Annotated in this window: 14 protein-coding genes; 6 read left to right on the top strand and 8 right to left on the bottom strand. The window is 75.2% G+C overall.

The features are described 5' to 3' along the window. Window positions 1–45: 45 nt before the first annotated feature. Window positions 46–1,491 carry a GNAT family N-acetyltransferase gene (locus AB0398_RS05470; protein ID WP_366372470.1) on the top strand — a complete coding sequence of 482 codons (1,446 nt, stop codon included), beginning with the start codon at window positions 46–48 and terminating at the stop codon, window positions 1,489–1,491. Here the strand turns inward: AB0398_RS05470 and AB0398_RS05465 are convergent. Further along, window positions 1,412–2,629, bottom strand: coding sequence for an aminotransferase class I/II-fold pyridoxal phosphate-dependent enzyme (locus AB0398_RS05465; protein WP_366372469.1), 1,218 nt, complete (start codon window positions 2,627–2,629; stop codon window positions 1,412–1,414). The genes AB0398_RS05470 and AB0398_RS05465 overlap by 80 nt on opposite strands. Window positions 2,630–2,688: 59 nt before the next feature. Between AB0398_RS05465 and AB0398_RS05460 the strand changes: the two genes are divergently transcribed. The 3 genes from AB0398_RS05460 (at window position 2,689) to AB0398_RS05450 (ending at window position 5,625) form a co-directional block, all read left to right on the top strand. Beyond that, window positions 2,689–3,186, top strand: a complete 498-nt coding sequence (locus AB0398_RS05460) for an Lrp/AsnC family transcriptional regulator (RefSeq protein ID WP_366372468.1) — start codon at window positions 2,689–2,691, stop codon at window positions 3,184–3,186. A gap of 49 nt (window positions 3,187–3,235) precedes the next feature. Then, on the top strand, window positions 3,236–4,939 hold the full coding sequence (locus AB0398_RS05455; protein ID WP_366372467.1) for a DUF885 domain-containing protein: 1,704 nt from the start codon (window positions 3,236–3,238) through the stop codon (window positions 4,937–4,939). 236 nt (window positions 4,940–5,175) lie between these two features. Beyond that, window positions 5,176–5,625 carry an Lrp/AsnC family transcriptional regulator gene (locus AB0398_RS05450; protein ID WP_366372466.1) on the top strand — a complete coding sequence of 150 codons (450 nt, stop codon included), beginning with the start codon at window positions 5,176–5,178 and terminating at the stop codon, window positions 5,623–5,625. On the opposite strand, the gene AB0398_RS05445 is transcribed toward AB0398_RS05450, so the two are convergent. From AB0398_RS05445 to AB0398_RS05435, 3 genes are all read right to left on the bottom strand, one after another. Continuing rightward, on the bottom strand, window positions 5,615–8,659 hold the full coding sequence (locus tag AB0398_RS05445; protein ID WP_366372465.1) for an SMC family ATPase: 3,045 nt from the start codon (window positions 8,657–8,659) through the stop codon (window positions 5,615–5,617). The two genes, AB0398_RS05450 and AB0398_RS05445, sit on opposite strands and share 11 nt — an antisense overlap. Beyond that, complete coding sequence (locus AB0398_RS05440) at window positions 8,656–9,834, bottom strand: exonuclease SbcCD subunit D (protein ID WP_366372464.1); 1,179 nt, start codon at window positions 9,832–9,834, stop codon at window positions 8,656–8,658. Before AB0398_RS05440 ends, AB0398_RS05445 begins: the two co-directional genes overlap by 4 nt. 240 nt (window positions 9,835–10,074) lie before the next feature. Beyond that, a complete protein-coding gene (locus AB0398_RS05435; protein WP_366372463.1) occupies window positions 10,075–10,701 on the bottom strand; it encodes a YigZ family protein in 627 nt (208 codons plus the stop codon). Between the two features lie 125 nt (window positions 10,702–10,826). Between AB0398_RS05435 and AB0398_RS05430 the strand changes: the two genes are divergently transcribed. Continuing rightward, on the top strand, window positions 10,827–11,270 hold the full coding sequence (locus AB0398_RS05430) for a CoA-binding protein (protein ID WP_366372462.1): 444 nt from the start codon (window positions 10,827–10,829) through the stop codon (window positions 11,268–11,270). Window positions 11,271–11,377: 107 nt separating this feature from the next. On the opposite strand, the gene AB0398_RS05425 is transcribed toward AB0398_RS05430, so the two are convergent. Both AB0398_RS05425 and AB0398_RS05420 read right to left on the bottom strand, forming a co-directional pair. Beyond that, entirely contained in the window at window positions 11,378–11,950 is a 573-nt protein-coding gene (locus tag AB0398_RS05425) for a YbaK/EbsC family protein (RefSeq protein ID WP_366372461.1), read from the bottom strand. Window positions 11,951–12,067: 117 nt separating this feature from the next. After that, window positions 12,068–12,826 (bottom strand): acyltransferase, encoded by a 759-nt coding sequence (locus AB0398_RS05420; protein WP_366372460.1) that lies wholly within the window; start codon window positions 12,824–12,826, stop codon window positions 12,068–12,070. 135 nt (window positions 12,827–12,961) lie between these two features. Here AB0398_RS05420 and AB0398_RS05415 point away from each other — a divergent pair, with 135 nt between their 5' ends. After that, entirely contained in the window at window positions 12,962–13,489 is a 528-nt protein-coding gene (locus tag AB0398_RS05415) for a gamma carbonic anhydrase family protein (RefSeq protein WP_366372459.1), read from the top strand. Between the two features lie 76 nt (window positions 13,490–13,565). Here AB0398_RS05415 and AB0398_RS05410 read toward each other — a convergent pair whose 3' ends face one another. After that, complete coding sequence (locus tag AB0398_RS05410) at window positions 13,566–14,234, bottom strand: DedA family protein (protein ID WP_366373003.1); 669 nt, start codon at window positions 14,232–14,234, stop codon at window positions 13,566–13,568. A gap of 185 nt (window positions 14,235–14,419) precedes the next feature. Then, entirely contained in the window at window positions 14,420–14,857 is a 438-nt protein-coding gene (locus AB0398_RS05405; protein WP_366373002.1) for a DUF4442 domain-containing protein, read from the bottom strand. Window positions 14,858–14,995 lie beyond the last annotated feature (138 nt).

Genomic DNA, 14,995 nt, shown 5'->3' with positions numbered 1-14,995 from the left:
CAAAGCGTTCGTGATCACGCAACACCACTGGGCCACAGTGAAGTCATGACCGATGTGACGTCCTCGAAGAGCACCCGCCACCCGCACCACTGGCGGCACGACCTGATCGAGCTGGCCGCGCTGTTCACCGCCGTGGTGGTGGCCGACACGATCGCCAAGACCATCGCCAAGGGCCCGGAGGGCCCCTACCTCCTGGTCTTCTCGGCGATCGCGCTGGTCGCCACCGCCACCTTCCACACCTGGTGGGCGCGGCGGCGCAGCCATGCCAGCCATGCCCCGCCCGCCGGTGATCCCGGCGGGCGCCCGGCCCTCGTCCCCGGGGCGCGGCCGGAGCCCGGAGCACCGGAAGAGCCCCGTACGGAGGAGGAGTCCGGGCGGGCCGCCGGGACCGCGCTGTGGCGGATGCGCACCACCGTCGCGGACACCCCGGGCAGCCTCGCCGCCCTGTGCACGGTCCTCGCCCGCCTGGACGTGGACATCCTCACCCTCCAGACCCACCCGCTGGCGGACGGCACGGTCGACGAGTTCCTGCTGCGCGCGCCCGCCGACCTCTCCGCCCGGGCCCTGGCCCACGAGGTCGCGGCGGCCGGCGGCCGGGACACCTGGACCGAGCGGGCCGACGCCCACGACCTGGTGGACACGCCCACCCGGGTCCTCGGGCTGGCCACCCGTACGGCGCTCGACGCGGCCGAACTGCCGCTCGCGCTGCGCCAGCTCCTCGGCCGCTGCACCCTCCACTCCGTGCCGGCCGTCTCGCTCACCGGGCGGCCCACCGGCGAGCAGGCCCCGGTCGAAGGGGTCCTGGAGGAGACCGTGATGCGGCTGCGCGACCCGCACGGCGGCACGCTCGTCGTCGAGCGCCCCTACCTCCCCTTCACCCCGACCGAGTTCGCCCGGGCGCGCGCCCTGGTCGAGCTCGACGCCCGGCTCGGCCCTCGCCTCCCGCGCGGCCGGGACGTGCTGACCCTGCCCGAGGGCAACGAGATCACCGTCCGCCGCGCCGACCAGCGCGACCTGGCCGCCGCGCGGGCCATGCACGACCGCTGCTCGGCCCGCACCCTGGGCCTGCGCTACCACGGCCCGGTGGGCGACGCCGACCGCTACCTCGACCACCTGCTCAGCCCCCGCTTCGGGCGCACCCTCGCCGTGCAGACCACCTCCGGTCGCCTCGTCGCCCTGGGCCACCTGCTGTGGGACGGGGACGAGACGGAGGTCGCGCTGATGGTCGAGGACGACTGGCAGCGGCGCGGCATCGGGTCCGAACTCCTCGGCCGGCTCGTGGCGATGGCCGAGGAGGCCGGCTGCGACAGCGTGTACGCCGTGACCCAGTCGTCCAACACGGGGATGGTGGCCGCGATGCGGGCGCTCAACCTGCCCCTCGACTACCAGATCGAGGAGGGCACCCTGGTGATCACCGCCCGGCTGGCCTCGGAACGGCGCCCGGGCGCCCGGACGCGGCAGCACGGGGAGAGTCGGCCGGCGGAGCGCTGAGCGCCCGGGTCAGGTCCCGCCAGAGGTCTTCGACGTCCTCCAGGCCGACCGACATCCGCAGCAGGCGGTCGCTGACGCCCGCCGAGCGCCGGTCGCCCTCGGCCACGATCCGGTGGCTGATGGAGGCCGGGTGCTGGATGAGGGTGTCGACGCTGCCGAGGCTGACCGCCGGGGTGATGAGCCGTACCCCGGCGATCACGTCGTGCGGCTCTCCGTAGACCTCGAAGGCGATCATCGCGCCGCCGATCCGGGGGTAGTGGACGCGGGCGATCCGGGGGTCGGTGGCGAGCCGCCGGACGAGTTCGGCGGCCGTCGTGGACGCCGCCCTGACCCGTACCGGCAGGGTGGACAGGCCGCGGAGCAGCAGATAACCGGCGAGCGGGTGGAGCACCCCGCCGGTGGCGAAGCGGACCTGCCGGAGGGTGCGGGCGAACTCCTCGTCGCAGGCGACGACCCCGCCCATGACGTCGCCGTGGCCGCCCAGGTACTTGGTCGCGCTGTGCAGCACGATCCGGGCGCCCTGCTCGACCGGCCGCTGGAGGACGGGGGTGGCGAAGGTGTTGTCGACCAGGAGCGGCACGGAGCCGCAGGAGTGGGCAATGGCCCGGACGTCGGCCTCGGCGAGGGTGGGGTTGGCGGGCGACTCCACCATGACCAGGCCGGTGTCGGGCCGGATCGCCTCCGCGATGCCGGCCGGGTCGGTCCAGGTCACCTCGGTGCCGAGCAGACCGGCGTCCAGGAGGTGGTCGCTGCAGCCGTACAGCGGGCGGACCGCGACGACGTGGCGCAGGCCCTGGCTCGCCCGGGCGAGCAGGACGGCGGTCAGGGCCGCCATGCCGCTGGCGAAGGCGACGGCCGCCTCGGCGCCCTCCAGGCGCGCGAGGGCCTCCTCGAAGCGGGCGACGGTCGGGTTGTCGAGCCGGGCGTAGACGGGCGGGCCGTCGAGCCGGGCGCCGGTGGTGGCGAACTCGTCGATCCGGGCGGCCTCGCCCCGGGCGTCGTACGAGGGGTAGGTGGTGGACAGGTCGATCGGCGGGGCGTGCAGCCCGAGGTCGGCGAGGTCCTCGCGGCCCGCGTGCACGGCTTCGGTGGCAAGGGCCCTCGGGGTGACCGAGGGGCCGAGATCCATGGCGTCCATGGCGGCACTGTGAACGGATACCGGCAAGTAGCGCGGAAGCTCCGTGCTACGTTCGGCGGATGGCCGATTCCGTCGTACTGGACCCGGTCGATCTGCACATTCTTCGCCTCCTGCAGAACGACGCCCGGACCACCTACCGCGAGCTCGCCGCCGAGGTCGGCGTCGCTCCCTCCACCTGTCTGGACCGGGTGGCCCGGCTGCGGCGCACGGGCGTGATCCTCGGTCACCAACTACGTCTGGATCCGGCCAAACTCGGCCGTGGGCTGGAAGCGCTCCTGCTGGTCCAGGTCCGTCCGCACCGGCGGGAACTGATCGGTCCGTTCGTCGACCGGATCCGGGCCCTGCCGGAGTCCCGGGCGCTGTTCCACCTCACGGGCCCCGACGACTACCTGGTGCACGTGGCCGTGGCGGACCCCACCGACCTGCAACGACTCGTCCTGGACGAGTTCACCTCCCGCCGCGAGGTGGCCCGGGTCGAGACCCGGCTGATCTTCCAGCAGTGGGAGTGCGGGCCGCTCCTGCCCCCCTCCGCGGGGCCCTCCTTGTCAGCCGACTGAAGCCCGACGAGGATGACGCGGGCCCGCCGGAGAGGCCAGGATGGCCCCCATGCCAGAGATCTCCAGCAGCCCGCTGCCCCGCCAGGTCGCCGACGACCACGTCGACGCACTCATCGCCCTCGACCCGATCATCGGTACGTACCTGGGAGTCAGGGAGAGCGCCGGACTGCTGCCCGACTTCTCGCCCGCCGGCCAGCGGGCCGTGGCCGATCTCGCCCGCCGCACGCTGGCCCGGCTCGACGAGGCCGAGCGGGTGCCGGGGGCCGACGGCGACGCCGAACGGCGGTGCGCCCGGCTGCTGCGGGAGCGTCTGACGGCGGAACTGGCCGTGCACGAGGCCGACGAGGGCCTCTGTACCGTCAGCAACATGCGCTCGCCCGTGCACAGCGTCCGCATCGCCTTCACCGTGATGCCGACGGAGACCGAGGAGGACTGGGCGGCGGTGGCGGCCCGGCTGCGCGCGGTCCCGGCCGCCCTGGAGGGCTACCGCTCCGCGCTCGCCCTCGGCCTGGAGCGCGAGCTGTTCGGAGGCCCCCGCGCCACCGCCACCTTCATCGGGCAGCTCACCGAGTGGACCGGCGGCGCGGGCGAACGCCCCGGCTGGTTCCAGGAGTTCGCCGCCGGCGGGCCCGACGCGCTCCCCGAGGGGCTCCGCGCCGAGCTGGCGACGGCCGGCAAGGAGGCCACCGCCGCCCTCGGGGCGCTGCGGGACTGGATGCGGGACGTGTACGCCCCGGCCGTCGCCGGCGCCCCGGACACGGTGGGCCGCGAGCGCTACCGGCGCTGGTCCCGCTTCTTCAACGGCACCGACCTGGACCTCGACCAGGCCTACGCGTACGGCTGGTCCGAGTACCACCGGCTGCTCGGCGAGATGCGGACCGAGGCCGAGCGGATCCTGCCCGGCGCCGACCCCTGGGAGGCGCTCGCCCACCTGGACGAGCACGGCACCCACATCGAGGGCGTCGACGAGGTCCGCGACTGGCTCCAGCGGCTGATGGACGAGGCCGTCGAGGCGCTCGACGGCACCCACTTCGAACTCGCCGAGCGGGTGCGGCGGGTGGAGTCCCGGATCGCCCCGCCGGGCGGCGCCGCCGCGCCGTACTACACCGGCCCGTCCGAGGACTTCTCGCGCCCCGGCCGCACCTGGCTGCCCGTGGACGGCACGACCCGCTTCCCGGTGTACGACCTGGTGTCGACCTGGTACCACGAGGGCGTGCCGGGCCACCACCTCCAGACCGCGCAGTGGGTGCACGTCGCCGACCGGCTCTCCCGCTACCAGGCGACCATCGGCAAGGTCAGCGCCAACATGGAGGGCTGGGCGCTGTACGCCGAGCGCCTGATGGACGAGCTCGGCTTCCTGCCCGACGCGGAACGGCGGCTGGGCTACCTCGACGCCCAGATGATGCGCGCGTGCCGGGTGGTCGTGGACATCGGCATGCACCTGGGCCTGGAGATCCCGGCGGACTCCCCCTTCCACCCGGGCGAGCGGTGGACCCCGGAGCTGGCCCAGGAGTTCTTCCAGCGGCACAGCAGCCGCCCGCCGGCCTTCGTGGAGAGCGAGATGACCCGCTACCTCTCGGTACCGGGCCAGGCCATCGGCTACAAGCTGGGCGAGCGCGCCTGGCTGCTCGGCCGCGCCAACGCCCGGGCGGCGCACGGCGAGGCGTTCGACGCGAAGGCCTGGCACATGGCGGCCCTCTCGCAGGGGCCCCTCGGCCTGGACGACCTGGTGGACGAGATCTCCCGGCTCTGAGGACCGGAGCGAGGAGATCCCCCGGCTCCGAGGGCCGGAGCGAGAAGATCCCCCGACTCCGGGCCGGAGCGAGAAGATCCCCCGACTCCGGGCCGGAGCGGGGCGATCCCCCGACTCTGGGGCCGGAGCGGGTCGATCCCCCGGCTCTGAGGGCCGGAGCCGGGGAGATCCCCGGCCGCCCGGTCGGCCGGGGATCTCCCTTGATCGGCGGGGGATCCGCCTGCTATTGCTCCTCCATGAGCACCGCCTACACACCGGACGCCACCGACTGGCGCATCCTCGAAGTCCTCCAGTCCGAGGGCCGCGCCAGCTTCGCCGAACTCGCGCGCGCCGTGTCGATGTCGCCGTCCGCGGTGACCGACCGGGTGCGGCGCCTGGAGGAGGCCGGGGTGATCACCGGGTACACGGCGCTCGTCGACCAGGAGCGGCTCGGGCGCACCGTCCTCGCCTTCGTGCGGCTGCGCTACCCGCACGGCAACTACAAACCGTTCCACGACCTGCTCGACACCACCCCGGAGGTCCTGGAGGCGCACCACGTCACCGGCGACGACTGCTTCGTCCTGAAGGTGGCGGCGCGTTCCATGCGGGACCTGGAGACGGTCACCGGGAAGATCTCCGGGCTCGGACCGGTGACGACCAGCGTCGTCTACTCCTCGCCGCTGCCCCGGCGCCCCGTCAGCCGCTGAGCGCGTCCCCGCCGGTGCGCAGCCGCACGGCCGAGCCGTGCCGCTCCTTGACGACCTCCAGCTGGGCCGGGATCCGGCGGCGCAGGTCGCCGACGTGGCTGACGATGCCGACGCTGCGGTCCCGCTCGCGCAGCGAGTCGAGGACGTCGAGGACCTCGTCGAGGGTCTGCTCGTCGAGGCTGCCGAAGCCCTCGTCGATGAAGAGGGTGTCGAGCCGGACGCCGCCCGCCTCGTCCGTGACCACGTCGGCGAGGCCGAGGGCGAGGGCGAGGGAGGCGAAGAAGGTCTCGCCGCCGGAGAGCGTGGCCGTGTCGCGCTCGTTGCCGGTCCAGGCGTCGACGACGTGCAGCCCGAGGCCGGCCCGCCGGGCTCCGGAGCGGGCGTCGGAGTGGACCAGGGTGTAGCGGCCCGAGGACATGCGCAGGAGGCGGGCGGTCGCGGCGGCCGCGACCTGTTCGAGCCGGGCGGCCAGGACGTACGACTCCAGGCGCATCCGCCGCTCGTTCTCGGCGGAGGTGCCGGCGGTGAGGGCGGCGAGGCGGGCCACCCGCTCGTACTCCTCGCGGAGCGGTCCCAGACGGTGGACCTCGGCGGCGGCCTGCCGGGAGAGCCCGGCGAGCCCGGTGACCCGTTCGCGGGCGGCGGCGAGGGCGGAGTCGGCCTCGCGCAGGGCGCGTTCGGCCGCCGTGTGGACGGCCCCGGCGGTGATGGGATCGGCGGGCGGGAGCGCGGCGGCGGCCGCGGTGCCCGGCTCGGCGAGCCGGTCCGCGACGACGGCCTCCTCGGCCTGCCAGGCGTCAAGGCGTTCCTGGAGGTCGCGGCGCTCCCGCTCGCCCAGGAGCGCGTCGGCGGCCTCGTCGGGGGTGGCGAAGCCCTCCTTGTAGGCGGCGTCGGCGAGCCGGTCGTCGGCCTCCTTGAGGCGCCGGGCGGCGAGTTCGGCGGAGCGCACGGTGCCGGCGGCGTCGGCCAGGAGGACGATCCGGCGCTCCAGGCGGTCGGCGTGTTCGGCCACGGTGGCGAACGCGCCGCGCCCCCGGGCGATCTCCTCGTCGAGCGCGGCCCGCTCCCGGTCGAGGGCCTCGCGGCGCGAGGTCCGGGCGGCGACCCGCCGCTCGGCCTCCCGCTGCGCCGTCACCCGCTCCTCGTGCTCGCGCTCGGCCGCCGCGAGGGCCTGGCGCGCGGCGTGCGCCTGTCCGGCGAGCGCGTGGGCCTCGGCGTGCAGCCGGGCCAACTCCTCCACCTCACCGGCGAGTTCTTCGACGGCGGGGTCGGCGTCGGCCGTGTCGTCGTCCTGTCCGGTGCGGACCTCCGCGCGGGCCGCGGTCCAGGACTCGCGGGTGACGGCCAGTTCGCGTTCGACGGCCGTACGGCTCTCCTCCGCGGCGGTGTAGGCCGCGTAGGCGGCGTCCTCGGCGGCGCGGTCGACGTGGCCCGCGGTGGTGCGGGCGGGGGCCGGGTGGTCGGCGGAGCCGCAGACCTGACAGGGGGCGCCCGCCTCCAGACCGGCCGCGAGTTCGGCGGCGATGCCCTCCAGGCGCCGGGACTTGACGTCGAGCCAGGTCTCGTGGGCGTCGTTCCGCCGTTCACGGGCCTCCGCGAGGCGGCTCTCGGCCGCCTCGGCGCCCCGGGCCAGGGCGTCGCGGCGGCGGGCGGCGGAGAGCCGGCGGCGGGCGGGCTCCAGGCGTCCGGCGAGGTGCTCGGCGCGGGCGACGGCGTCCCGGGCGGCCTCGGCGCGCCCGGTGAGCAGGGCGCGGCGCGGCTCCCAGCCGGCGAGCCAGTCGGCCGCGTCCCGCAGGGCGTCCTCGTCGGCGCGCGCCTCACGTTCCAGTACGGTCCGCTCTCCGGTGACGACGGCGGCGCGGTGCTCGGCGCGGCGGGCCGCGTCGAGTCCGCCGAGCTCCTCGCGCAGCCGGTTCTCCAGGGCGGCGAGCTGCTCGGTCCCGGCGTCGGCGAGGTCGGGCGGCAGCGGGGCGCGGGAGCGGGCGAGGGCGGACAGGGCGGTGGCGTGCTCGCGCTCGGCGTCCCGGCGCAAGTCCAGGGCGGGGGCGACCCGGTCGGCCCGGAGGCTCCGGTCGAGGACGGTCCGGAGGCGGTCGCGCTCGGGGGCCCGCCCGGCGATCCGCTCGCGGCGCAGGAGGGCGTCGGCGTGGCGGGCCTGGCGGGCGGCGAGGTCGTGCTCGGCGTCGAGGGCGGCGCGCGCGTGCGCCCGGCGGCGCTCGGCGGCGGCGAGCCGCACGCCCGCGATGTCGAGGGCCTCGTGCGCCTCGGTGCGGGCCACGGCGGCCCAGGTGAGGACGGACGCGGCGAGTCCGGGCTCGCCGGGCCGGCCCTCGACCGGGGTGCGGGCCGCGTCGAGTCCGCCGGCGGCCTGGGCCGTGCGGTGGGCGAGGGCGAGCAGCCGCTCGTCCCCCTCCCGCACCCGCTGTTCGGCCACGCGCCGCAGATCGGCCAGGCGTTCCTCGACGGCGGCGAAGCGGCGGGTGTCGAAGAGGCGGCCGAGGAGCCTGCCCCGGGCCTCGGCGTCGGCGCGCAGGAAGCGGGCGAAGTCGCCCTGCGGGAGGAGGACGACCTGGCAGAACTGCTCGCGGCTCATGCCGAGGAGCTGGGTGATCTCCTCGCCGGTCTCCTGGTGGGAGCGGCTGAGTCCGTTCCAGGCGCCGGTGGCCGGGTCGTACTCGCGCAGCCAGGTCTGGGCCTTCTCGGTGGTGAAGCCGCCGCCGCGCTTCTTGGGCCGCTGCTGGGCCGGGCGGCGGGTGATCTCCAGCCGCCGCTCCCCCACGGTCAGTTCGAGGAGGACCTCGGTGTACGTGCCGACGGGGGCGTGGTCGCTGCGCAGGGAGGCGCCGGGCGTCTGGCGGACGCCGGGCACGCTGCCGTACAGGGCGAAGCAGACGGCGTCCAGGACGGAGGTCTTGCCCGCGCCGGTCGGCCCGTGGAGCAGGAAGAGGCCGGCGGAGGACAGGGCGTCGAAGTCGACCGTCTGCGTGGCTCCGAAGGGGCCGAACGCGGTGATCTCCAGGCGGTGCAGCCTCACCGGCCCACCTCGCGCTCGGCCGTGTCGACCCGTACGTCGTCGAAGGCGCCGTACAGGACGGCCCGTTCCGCTCCGTCGAGCGTCGCGCCGCCGCGCACGTGGGCCACGAAGTCCTCCGCGATCTGCTGGTCGCTGCGGTCGCGGAGCCGCTGGGCGTAGGAGGCGCCGGGGTCGCCGTCGGTCCGCTCGGGGTCGAAGACCAGGTTGAGGGTGTGCGGGAAGCGTTCGGCGAGCCGGTTCATGGGGTCGGCGGGCCGTACGGGGTCGGTGAGGGTGGCCTCGACCCAGGACCCTTCGTGGCGGGCGTGCGCGGGGTCGGCGAGGAGGTCGTCGAGCCGGCCCCGGAGCCGGGCGAGGGGGCGCGGAACGGGGCAGTCGAGGCGCTCGGCGTCGAGCTCCGCGCCGCCGGGGCCCGCCGGGCCGAGGTCGACCAGCCACATGGTCTTGCGGTGGTCGGCCTCGGAGAAGGAGTACGCGAGGGGGGAGCCGGAGTAGCGGACCCGGGGGGTGAGGGTCTGGCTGCCGTGGAGGTGGCCGAGGGCGACGTAGTCGACGCCGTCGAAGATCCCGGCGGGGACGGCGGAGACGCCGCCGACGGTGATGTCCCGCTCGCTGTCGCTGGGCGCGCCACCGGCGACGAAGGCGTGGGCGACGACGACGGAGCGGGTGCCGGCGGGCCGTCCGGCGAGGTCGGCGCGGACCCGGTCCATGGCGGCGGTGAGCACGGCCTCGTGTCCTGCCTTCCCGGCGCCGAGCCGTTCGCGGACGAGGGCGGGTTCGAGGTAGGGCAGGCCGTAGAGGGCGACGTCGCCGTGGGCGTCGGCGAGGACGACGGGGGTGCCGACGCCGTCGGGGTCGGTGCGGAGGTGGATGCCGGCCCGTTCGATGAGTCCGGCGCCGACGCCGAGGCGGCGGGCCGAGTCGTGGTTGCCGGAGATCATGAGGGTGGGGACCCCGGCCTCGGCGAGCCGGTGCAGGGCGGTGTCGAAGAGCTCGACGGCGGGCAGCGGGGGCACGGCCCGGTCGTAGACGTCGCCGGCGACGAGGACGGCGTCGACCCGGTGCTCGCGGACGGTGGCCACGAGGTGGTCGAGGAAAGCGGCCTGGGCACCGAGGAGCCCGACGCGGTGGAAGGACCGGCCGAGGTGCCAGTCCGAGGTGTGCAGGAGCCTCACGATGCCGTCCCACCCCGCATGTGCGCCGTTCCTCCCCCACCGGTGCCCGCACCGGTTCCCGTTCCTGTCCGCCCACCACGCTATCCCGAGCGGGGACGTGGGAACGGCCGTCCGGGTGAGGGAGCACCGGGAGCGGGGGCCCGGAGCGTGGTGTCCGGGGCGCGTGTCCCGGCAGTCGTACGTCCGGGGCCGTACGGCCGGGGCCGGGACGGAAGGCCGGGGCCGGGGGCGAGGCGGACCTCACACGTCGCCGTACGCCTCGCCGCCGAGTTCGAACGCGGCCGTGCCCGCCGTGGCGTCGGCGAGCCAGGCGCGGAAGGCGTCGACGTCGGCGTCCGGGAGGCCGATCCCGATCGTGACGGCGTCGGCGTACCGCACGTCCAGGACGGCCCGGCCGGTCGCCCGCAGGTCGTTCTCCAGCTTGCCCGCCCGCTGGTGGTCGACGGTGACGGTGGCGAGCCGGAAGCGCTGCCGGGTCACGGTGCCGAGCGCGTCGAGGGCCTCGCCGACCACCCCTCCGTACGCCCGGATCAGACCGCCGGCGCCGAGCTTCACGCCGCCGTAGTAGCGGGTGACGACGGCGACGACGTACCGCATCTCGCGGCGCAGCAACATCTGGAGCATGGGGACGCCGGCCGTGCCGCCCGGTTCGCCGTCGTCGCTGGCCTTCTGCACGGAGGCGTCGGCGCCGAGGACGTAGGCGAAGCAGTTGTGGGTGGCGGTCGGGTGCTCCCTGCGGACGCGCGCGACGAACTCCTGCGCCTCCCGCTCGTCGGCGACGGGCGCGAGCGCGCAGAGGAAGCGTGAGCGGTTGATCTCGGTCTCGTGCACGCCCTCGCGGGCCGGGGTGCGGTACTGCTCCTGCATCCGACCAGCCTACGGTCCGCCGGCCCGGCGCCTCCGGGCGGCCGGTCGGGGCCGGTGGGAATCACGGCCCGGCGCCGCTCGTTCTCCCGGGAGACGGACCGCGCCGAGGAGAGGCAGCAGAGACGATGAGCGCCGACAGCACGACCACCGCCGGTACCGCCGGGTACTCCGCCCCGGAGGCGGTACGGCGGATCCTGACGTCCACGGGCGACACCTGGGCGGTGGTGGGCCTCTCGAACAACCGGGCGCGGGCGGCCTACGGGGTCGCGGCCGTCCTCCAGCGCTTCGGGAAGCGGATCGTCCCGGTCCACCCGAAGGCGGAGACGGTCCACGGCGAGCCGGGCTACGCGTCCCTCGCCGACGTCCCGTTCCCGGTCGACGTCGTCGACGTCTTCGTGAACGGCGAGCTGGCGGGCGGGGTCGCCGACGAGGCCGTGGCGATCGGCGCCAAGGCGGTCTGGTTCCAGCTCGACGTGATCGACGAGGCCGCCTTCGCCCGTACCCGTGAGGCGGGCCTCGACATGGTGATGGACCGCTGCCCCGCGATCGAGATCCCGCGCCTGGGCTAGGGCGTTTCCTGCGGATCATGGCCGGGGCCGCGACGCCCGGCACGGCACCTCGCAAGGCGCCGCACCAGACGCCGCGTCCTACCCGACCCTGATCCGCAGGACACGCCCTAGGACTCCCGGGCCACGGGGACGCCGAGGCCCTCCAGGACGACCGCGCCGGGCAATTGGCCGAGGGCCTTGCCCGGCAGGATGAGCTTGCCCCGGCGGCGGCCGCTGCCGACGAGGACCCAGGGCATGTCGACGACGGCGGCGTCCACGAGGAGCGGCCAGGCGGCGGGGAGGCCGACGGGGGTGATGCCGCCGTACTCCATGCCGCTCTCGCCGGTGGCCGTGTCCATCGGGGCGAACGAGGCCTTGCGGGCGCCGAGGTGACGGCGCACCACCCCGTTGACGTCGACGCGGGTGGCGGAGCCGACGACGCAGGCGGCGAGGGTCGTGTCGCCGCCCCGTCTGGCCGCCACGACCACGCAGTTCGCGGAGGCGTCGAGGAGGCCGGCGCCGTGGTGCTCGACGAAGACGGCGGTGTCGGCGATGGCCGGGTCGGTGTCGACGTAGAGCACCTGGTCGGCCGGGACGGGTCCCGCCCAGGCGCGGACGGCGTCGGCGACGGGGCCGGTCAGGAGGTCGAGGCTGTCCGGGGCGGGCCGGGCGTCGGTGAAGTCTCCGATGGGTGCGCGCATGTCCGTCACGCTAACAACCGGCGCCGGGCGGACGGGGCGTCGTCTCGGAGTACGGGCGCTCGGAGTACGGACGGGGTGTCGTCTCGGAGTACGGGCGGGGGCGTGCGGACAGGCCCCTCAGGACGCCGCCGTGCCCGCCTGCTCGACCTCCCACTGCGCGAGCGCCGCGAGCTGCTCCGGGGTGACGTGCTCCGGGATCGGGACGGGGGCGGGGGTGCGGAGCGGGGGCTGCCAGCCGTTCTCCGGGTCCCAGCTGCGGACCACCTTCGCCGGGGCGCCGGCCACGACCGAGTGGTCCGGGACCTCGCCGCGCACCACCGCGCCGGCCGCGACGACCACGTTGCGGCCGAGGCGCGCACCGGGCAGGACCACCGCGCCCGTGCCGAGCCAGCAGCCGGGGCCGATGGAGACCGGTGCCGAGCGGGGCCACTGGCGGCCGACCGGCTCGTCCGGGTCGTCGTAGCTGTGGTTCGTCGAGGTGATGTAGACGTACGGGCCGCAGTACGTGTCCGAGCCGATCGTCACCTTCGCGTCGGCTATCACGTGGCTGCCCCGGCCGAGGACGACCCCGTCGCCGAGGGTCAGGACCGTCTCCGTCCCGAGGTCGAGGCCCGGCAGCATCCCGGCCGTCAGCGTGACCTGCTCGGCGACGATGCAGCACGCGCCGATCTCGATCCACCGCTCGCCGAAGACCGTGCCCTGCGGGAAGGCGAGCCGGGTGCCCTCGCCGAGCCGGCGGAAGCGCAGTCTCCCCTGGTGCTCGGCGGTGACGGCGCCGGCCTGCTGCACCCAGCGCCAGCCGCCCTGGAGGGCGTGCGCGACGACCCTGCGCCGCCAGGCGGCGAGGGATGAGAACGTGTTTCTGTTCCTGGGCACCCGGCCACGGTAGTCGGCGCCGTCGCGCCCGATCACCGCCGTGCGCTGTGATGTCCGTCATGGGCGCGGCATAGGCTGCGGCGCGGGGGCACCCCCGGGCGCGACACGACGGCTGACGATCAGGAGCGAAGAACCATGACAGAGGCGTTGATCAAGGGCGTGGGCGGCAAGGAGCCGCGGATCGACCCGACGGCCTTCACCGCCCCGACCTCGGTGGTCCTCGGCGAGGTGACCCTCGGCGCCCGCGCGAGCGTCTGGTACCACACGGTGCTGCGGGCGGACTGCGGTCCGATCGAGATCGGCGAGGACTCCAACGTCCAGGACAACTGCACGGTCCACGTCGACCCCGGCTTCCCCGTCTCGATCGGGGCCCGGGTGACCGTCGGCCACAACGCGACCGTGCACGGCTGCGTCATCGAGGACGACGTGCTCGTCGGCATGGGCGCCACGGTCCTCAACGGGGCCCGGATCGGCGCCGGGTCGCTCGTCGCCGCCCAGGCGCTCGTCCCGCAGGGCATGGAGGTCCCGCCGGGCTCGCTGGTCGCGGGCGTCCCGGCGAAGGTGCGCCGCCCGCTGACCGCGGAGGAGCTGGCCGGCATCCGGCTCAACGCCGAGATGTACCTGCACCTGGCCAAGGGCCACGCGGAGGCCTTCGGGGAGTGAGCGCGTCCCGTGCGCGGGAACGGACGGAGGGCGGCACCCGGTCGGGGTGCCGCCCTCCGCGCCGTACGGGAGGCGCTCAGTCCGCCACCGGGACCGGAGCCTGTTCCGGCTGCGGCTCGGCGGGGGCGGCGGCCCGTTCCGCGGCCGCCTTCTTGGCGCGGTTCTTGAGCACGAGCATCGAGGTGAGGCCGATCAGGACGGCGAGGACGAGCCCGAGCCAGGAGAAGCGCTTCAGCCAGGCCTCGGCGACGATCCCGACCGAGTAGATGACGGCCGTGGTGCCGCCGGCCCACAGGATGCCGCCGAAGACGTTGGCGACGAGGAACTTCCAGTACGGCATGTGCAGCACGCCCGCCAGCGGTCCGGCGAAGATGCGCAGGAGGGCGACGAAGCGGCCGAAGAAGACCGCCCACATGCCCCACTTCTGGAAGGAGCTCTCCGCGAGGGCGATGTTGGCCTCGCTGAAGTGCTTGGGGAACTTCCTCTCCAGCCGGGCGAGCAGCGGTCTGCCGCCCTTGCGGCCGATGGCGTAGCCGATCGAGTCCCCGATGATCGCGCCGGCGGTGGCGCAGGCGCCGAGCACGTAGGGGTTGATGTCGCCGTGCTGCGAGGCGAGCAGCGCGGAGCTCACGAGGACGATCTCGCCGGGCAGCGGGATGCCCAGGCTCTCCAGTCCGATCACCACCCCCACGAGGGTGTACACGGCGATCGGGGGGATCGTCTCCAGCCACTCCTGGACGTGCAACGCGGCTTCCTCCCGTTTCGGCTCCCCTGTCGCGCCCGGCCCGTGGTCGGGGGCCGTGGCGCCGTCGTGCACCTCGGCGGGCACGCCGGGGAAGCCTACCCGGCCCTTACCCGGTGCCGGGAACGCCTCCGCCCCCGCACCGGGAGGGGTGCGGGGGCGGAGGCGCGGTGTCCCGGGCCGCCAGCTCAGGCGTTCGGGCGGAGGGTCCAGACGACGGTCATCTCGCCGGTCACGGCGCCGTCCTCGCGGGTGATGTCGATCCGCACCGGGAACTCCGGGCGCTGTCCGGCGTCGAGTTCGGCGACGACCTCGGCGGCGGGGCGGCCCAGGGTGGCGGTGGCCGTGACGGCGCCCATGGCCAGCTTCTTGTAGCCGATCTCGGCCTTGACGGCGAGCGGGACCGCGCGGCTGAGCTGGTCGCCGAAGGCGGCGAGCACGATGGCGCCGCTGGCGGACTCGGCGAGCGTGAACATCGCTCCGGCGTGCGGGCCGCCGACGTGGTTGTGGTAGGCGGGCTGGTCCGGCAGGCGCACGACGGCGCGCTCGGCGGTGGTCTCCAGGAACTCCAGGTTCAGGGTCCCGGCCATGGGAACCGTCGCGGCGAGCATCTCGCCGACGGTCATCTGGTCTGCGCTCATGGAGCGTGATGTTACCCGCGAGTAGCAGCCTTGGCCATACCCCGCGCGCGCCCCGCGGCCTCCCTCCGGCCTCTCCTCGCCGGGGGCGGGCGTGGCCGGACGGCCCCCGCACCTCTATGGTTA

Source organism: Streptomyces sp. NPDC086147, from assembly GCF_040702165.1.
Classification (GTDB): Bacteria; Actinomycetota; Actinomycetes; order Streptomycetales; family Streptomycetaceae; genus Streptomyces.
The sequence above is the reverse complement of the archived record's forward strand: the minus strand, read 5'-3'. Positions and strand labels throughout refer to the sequence as shown.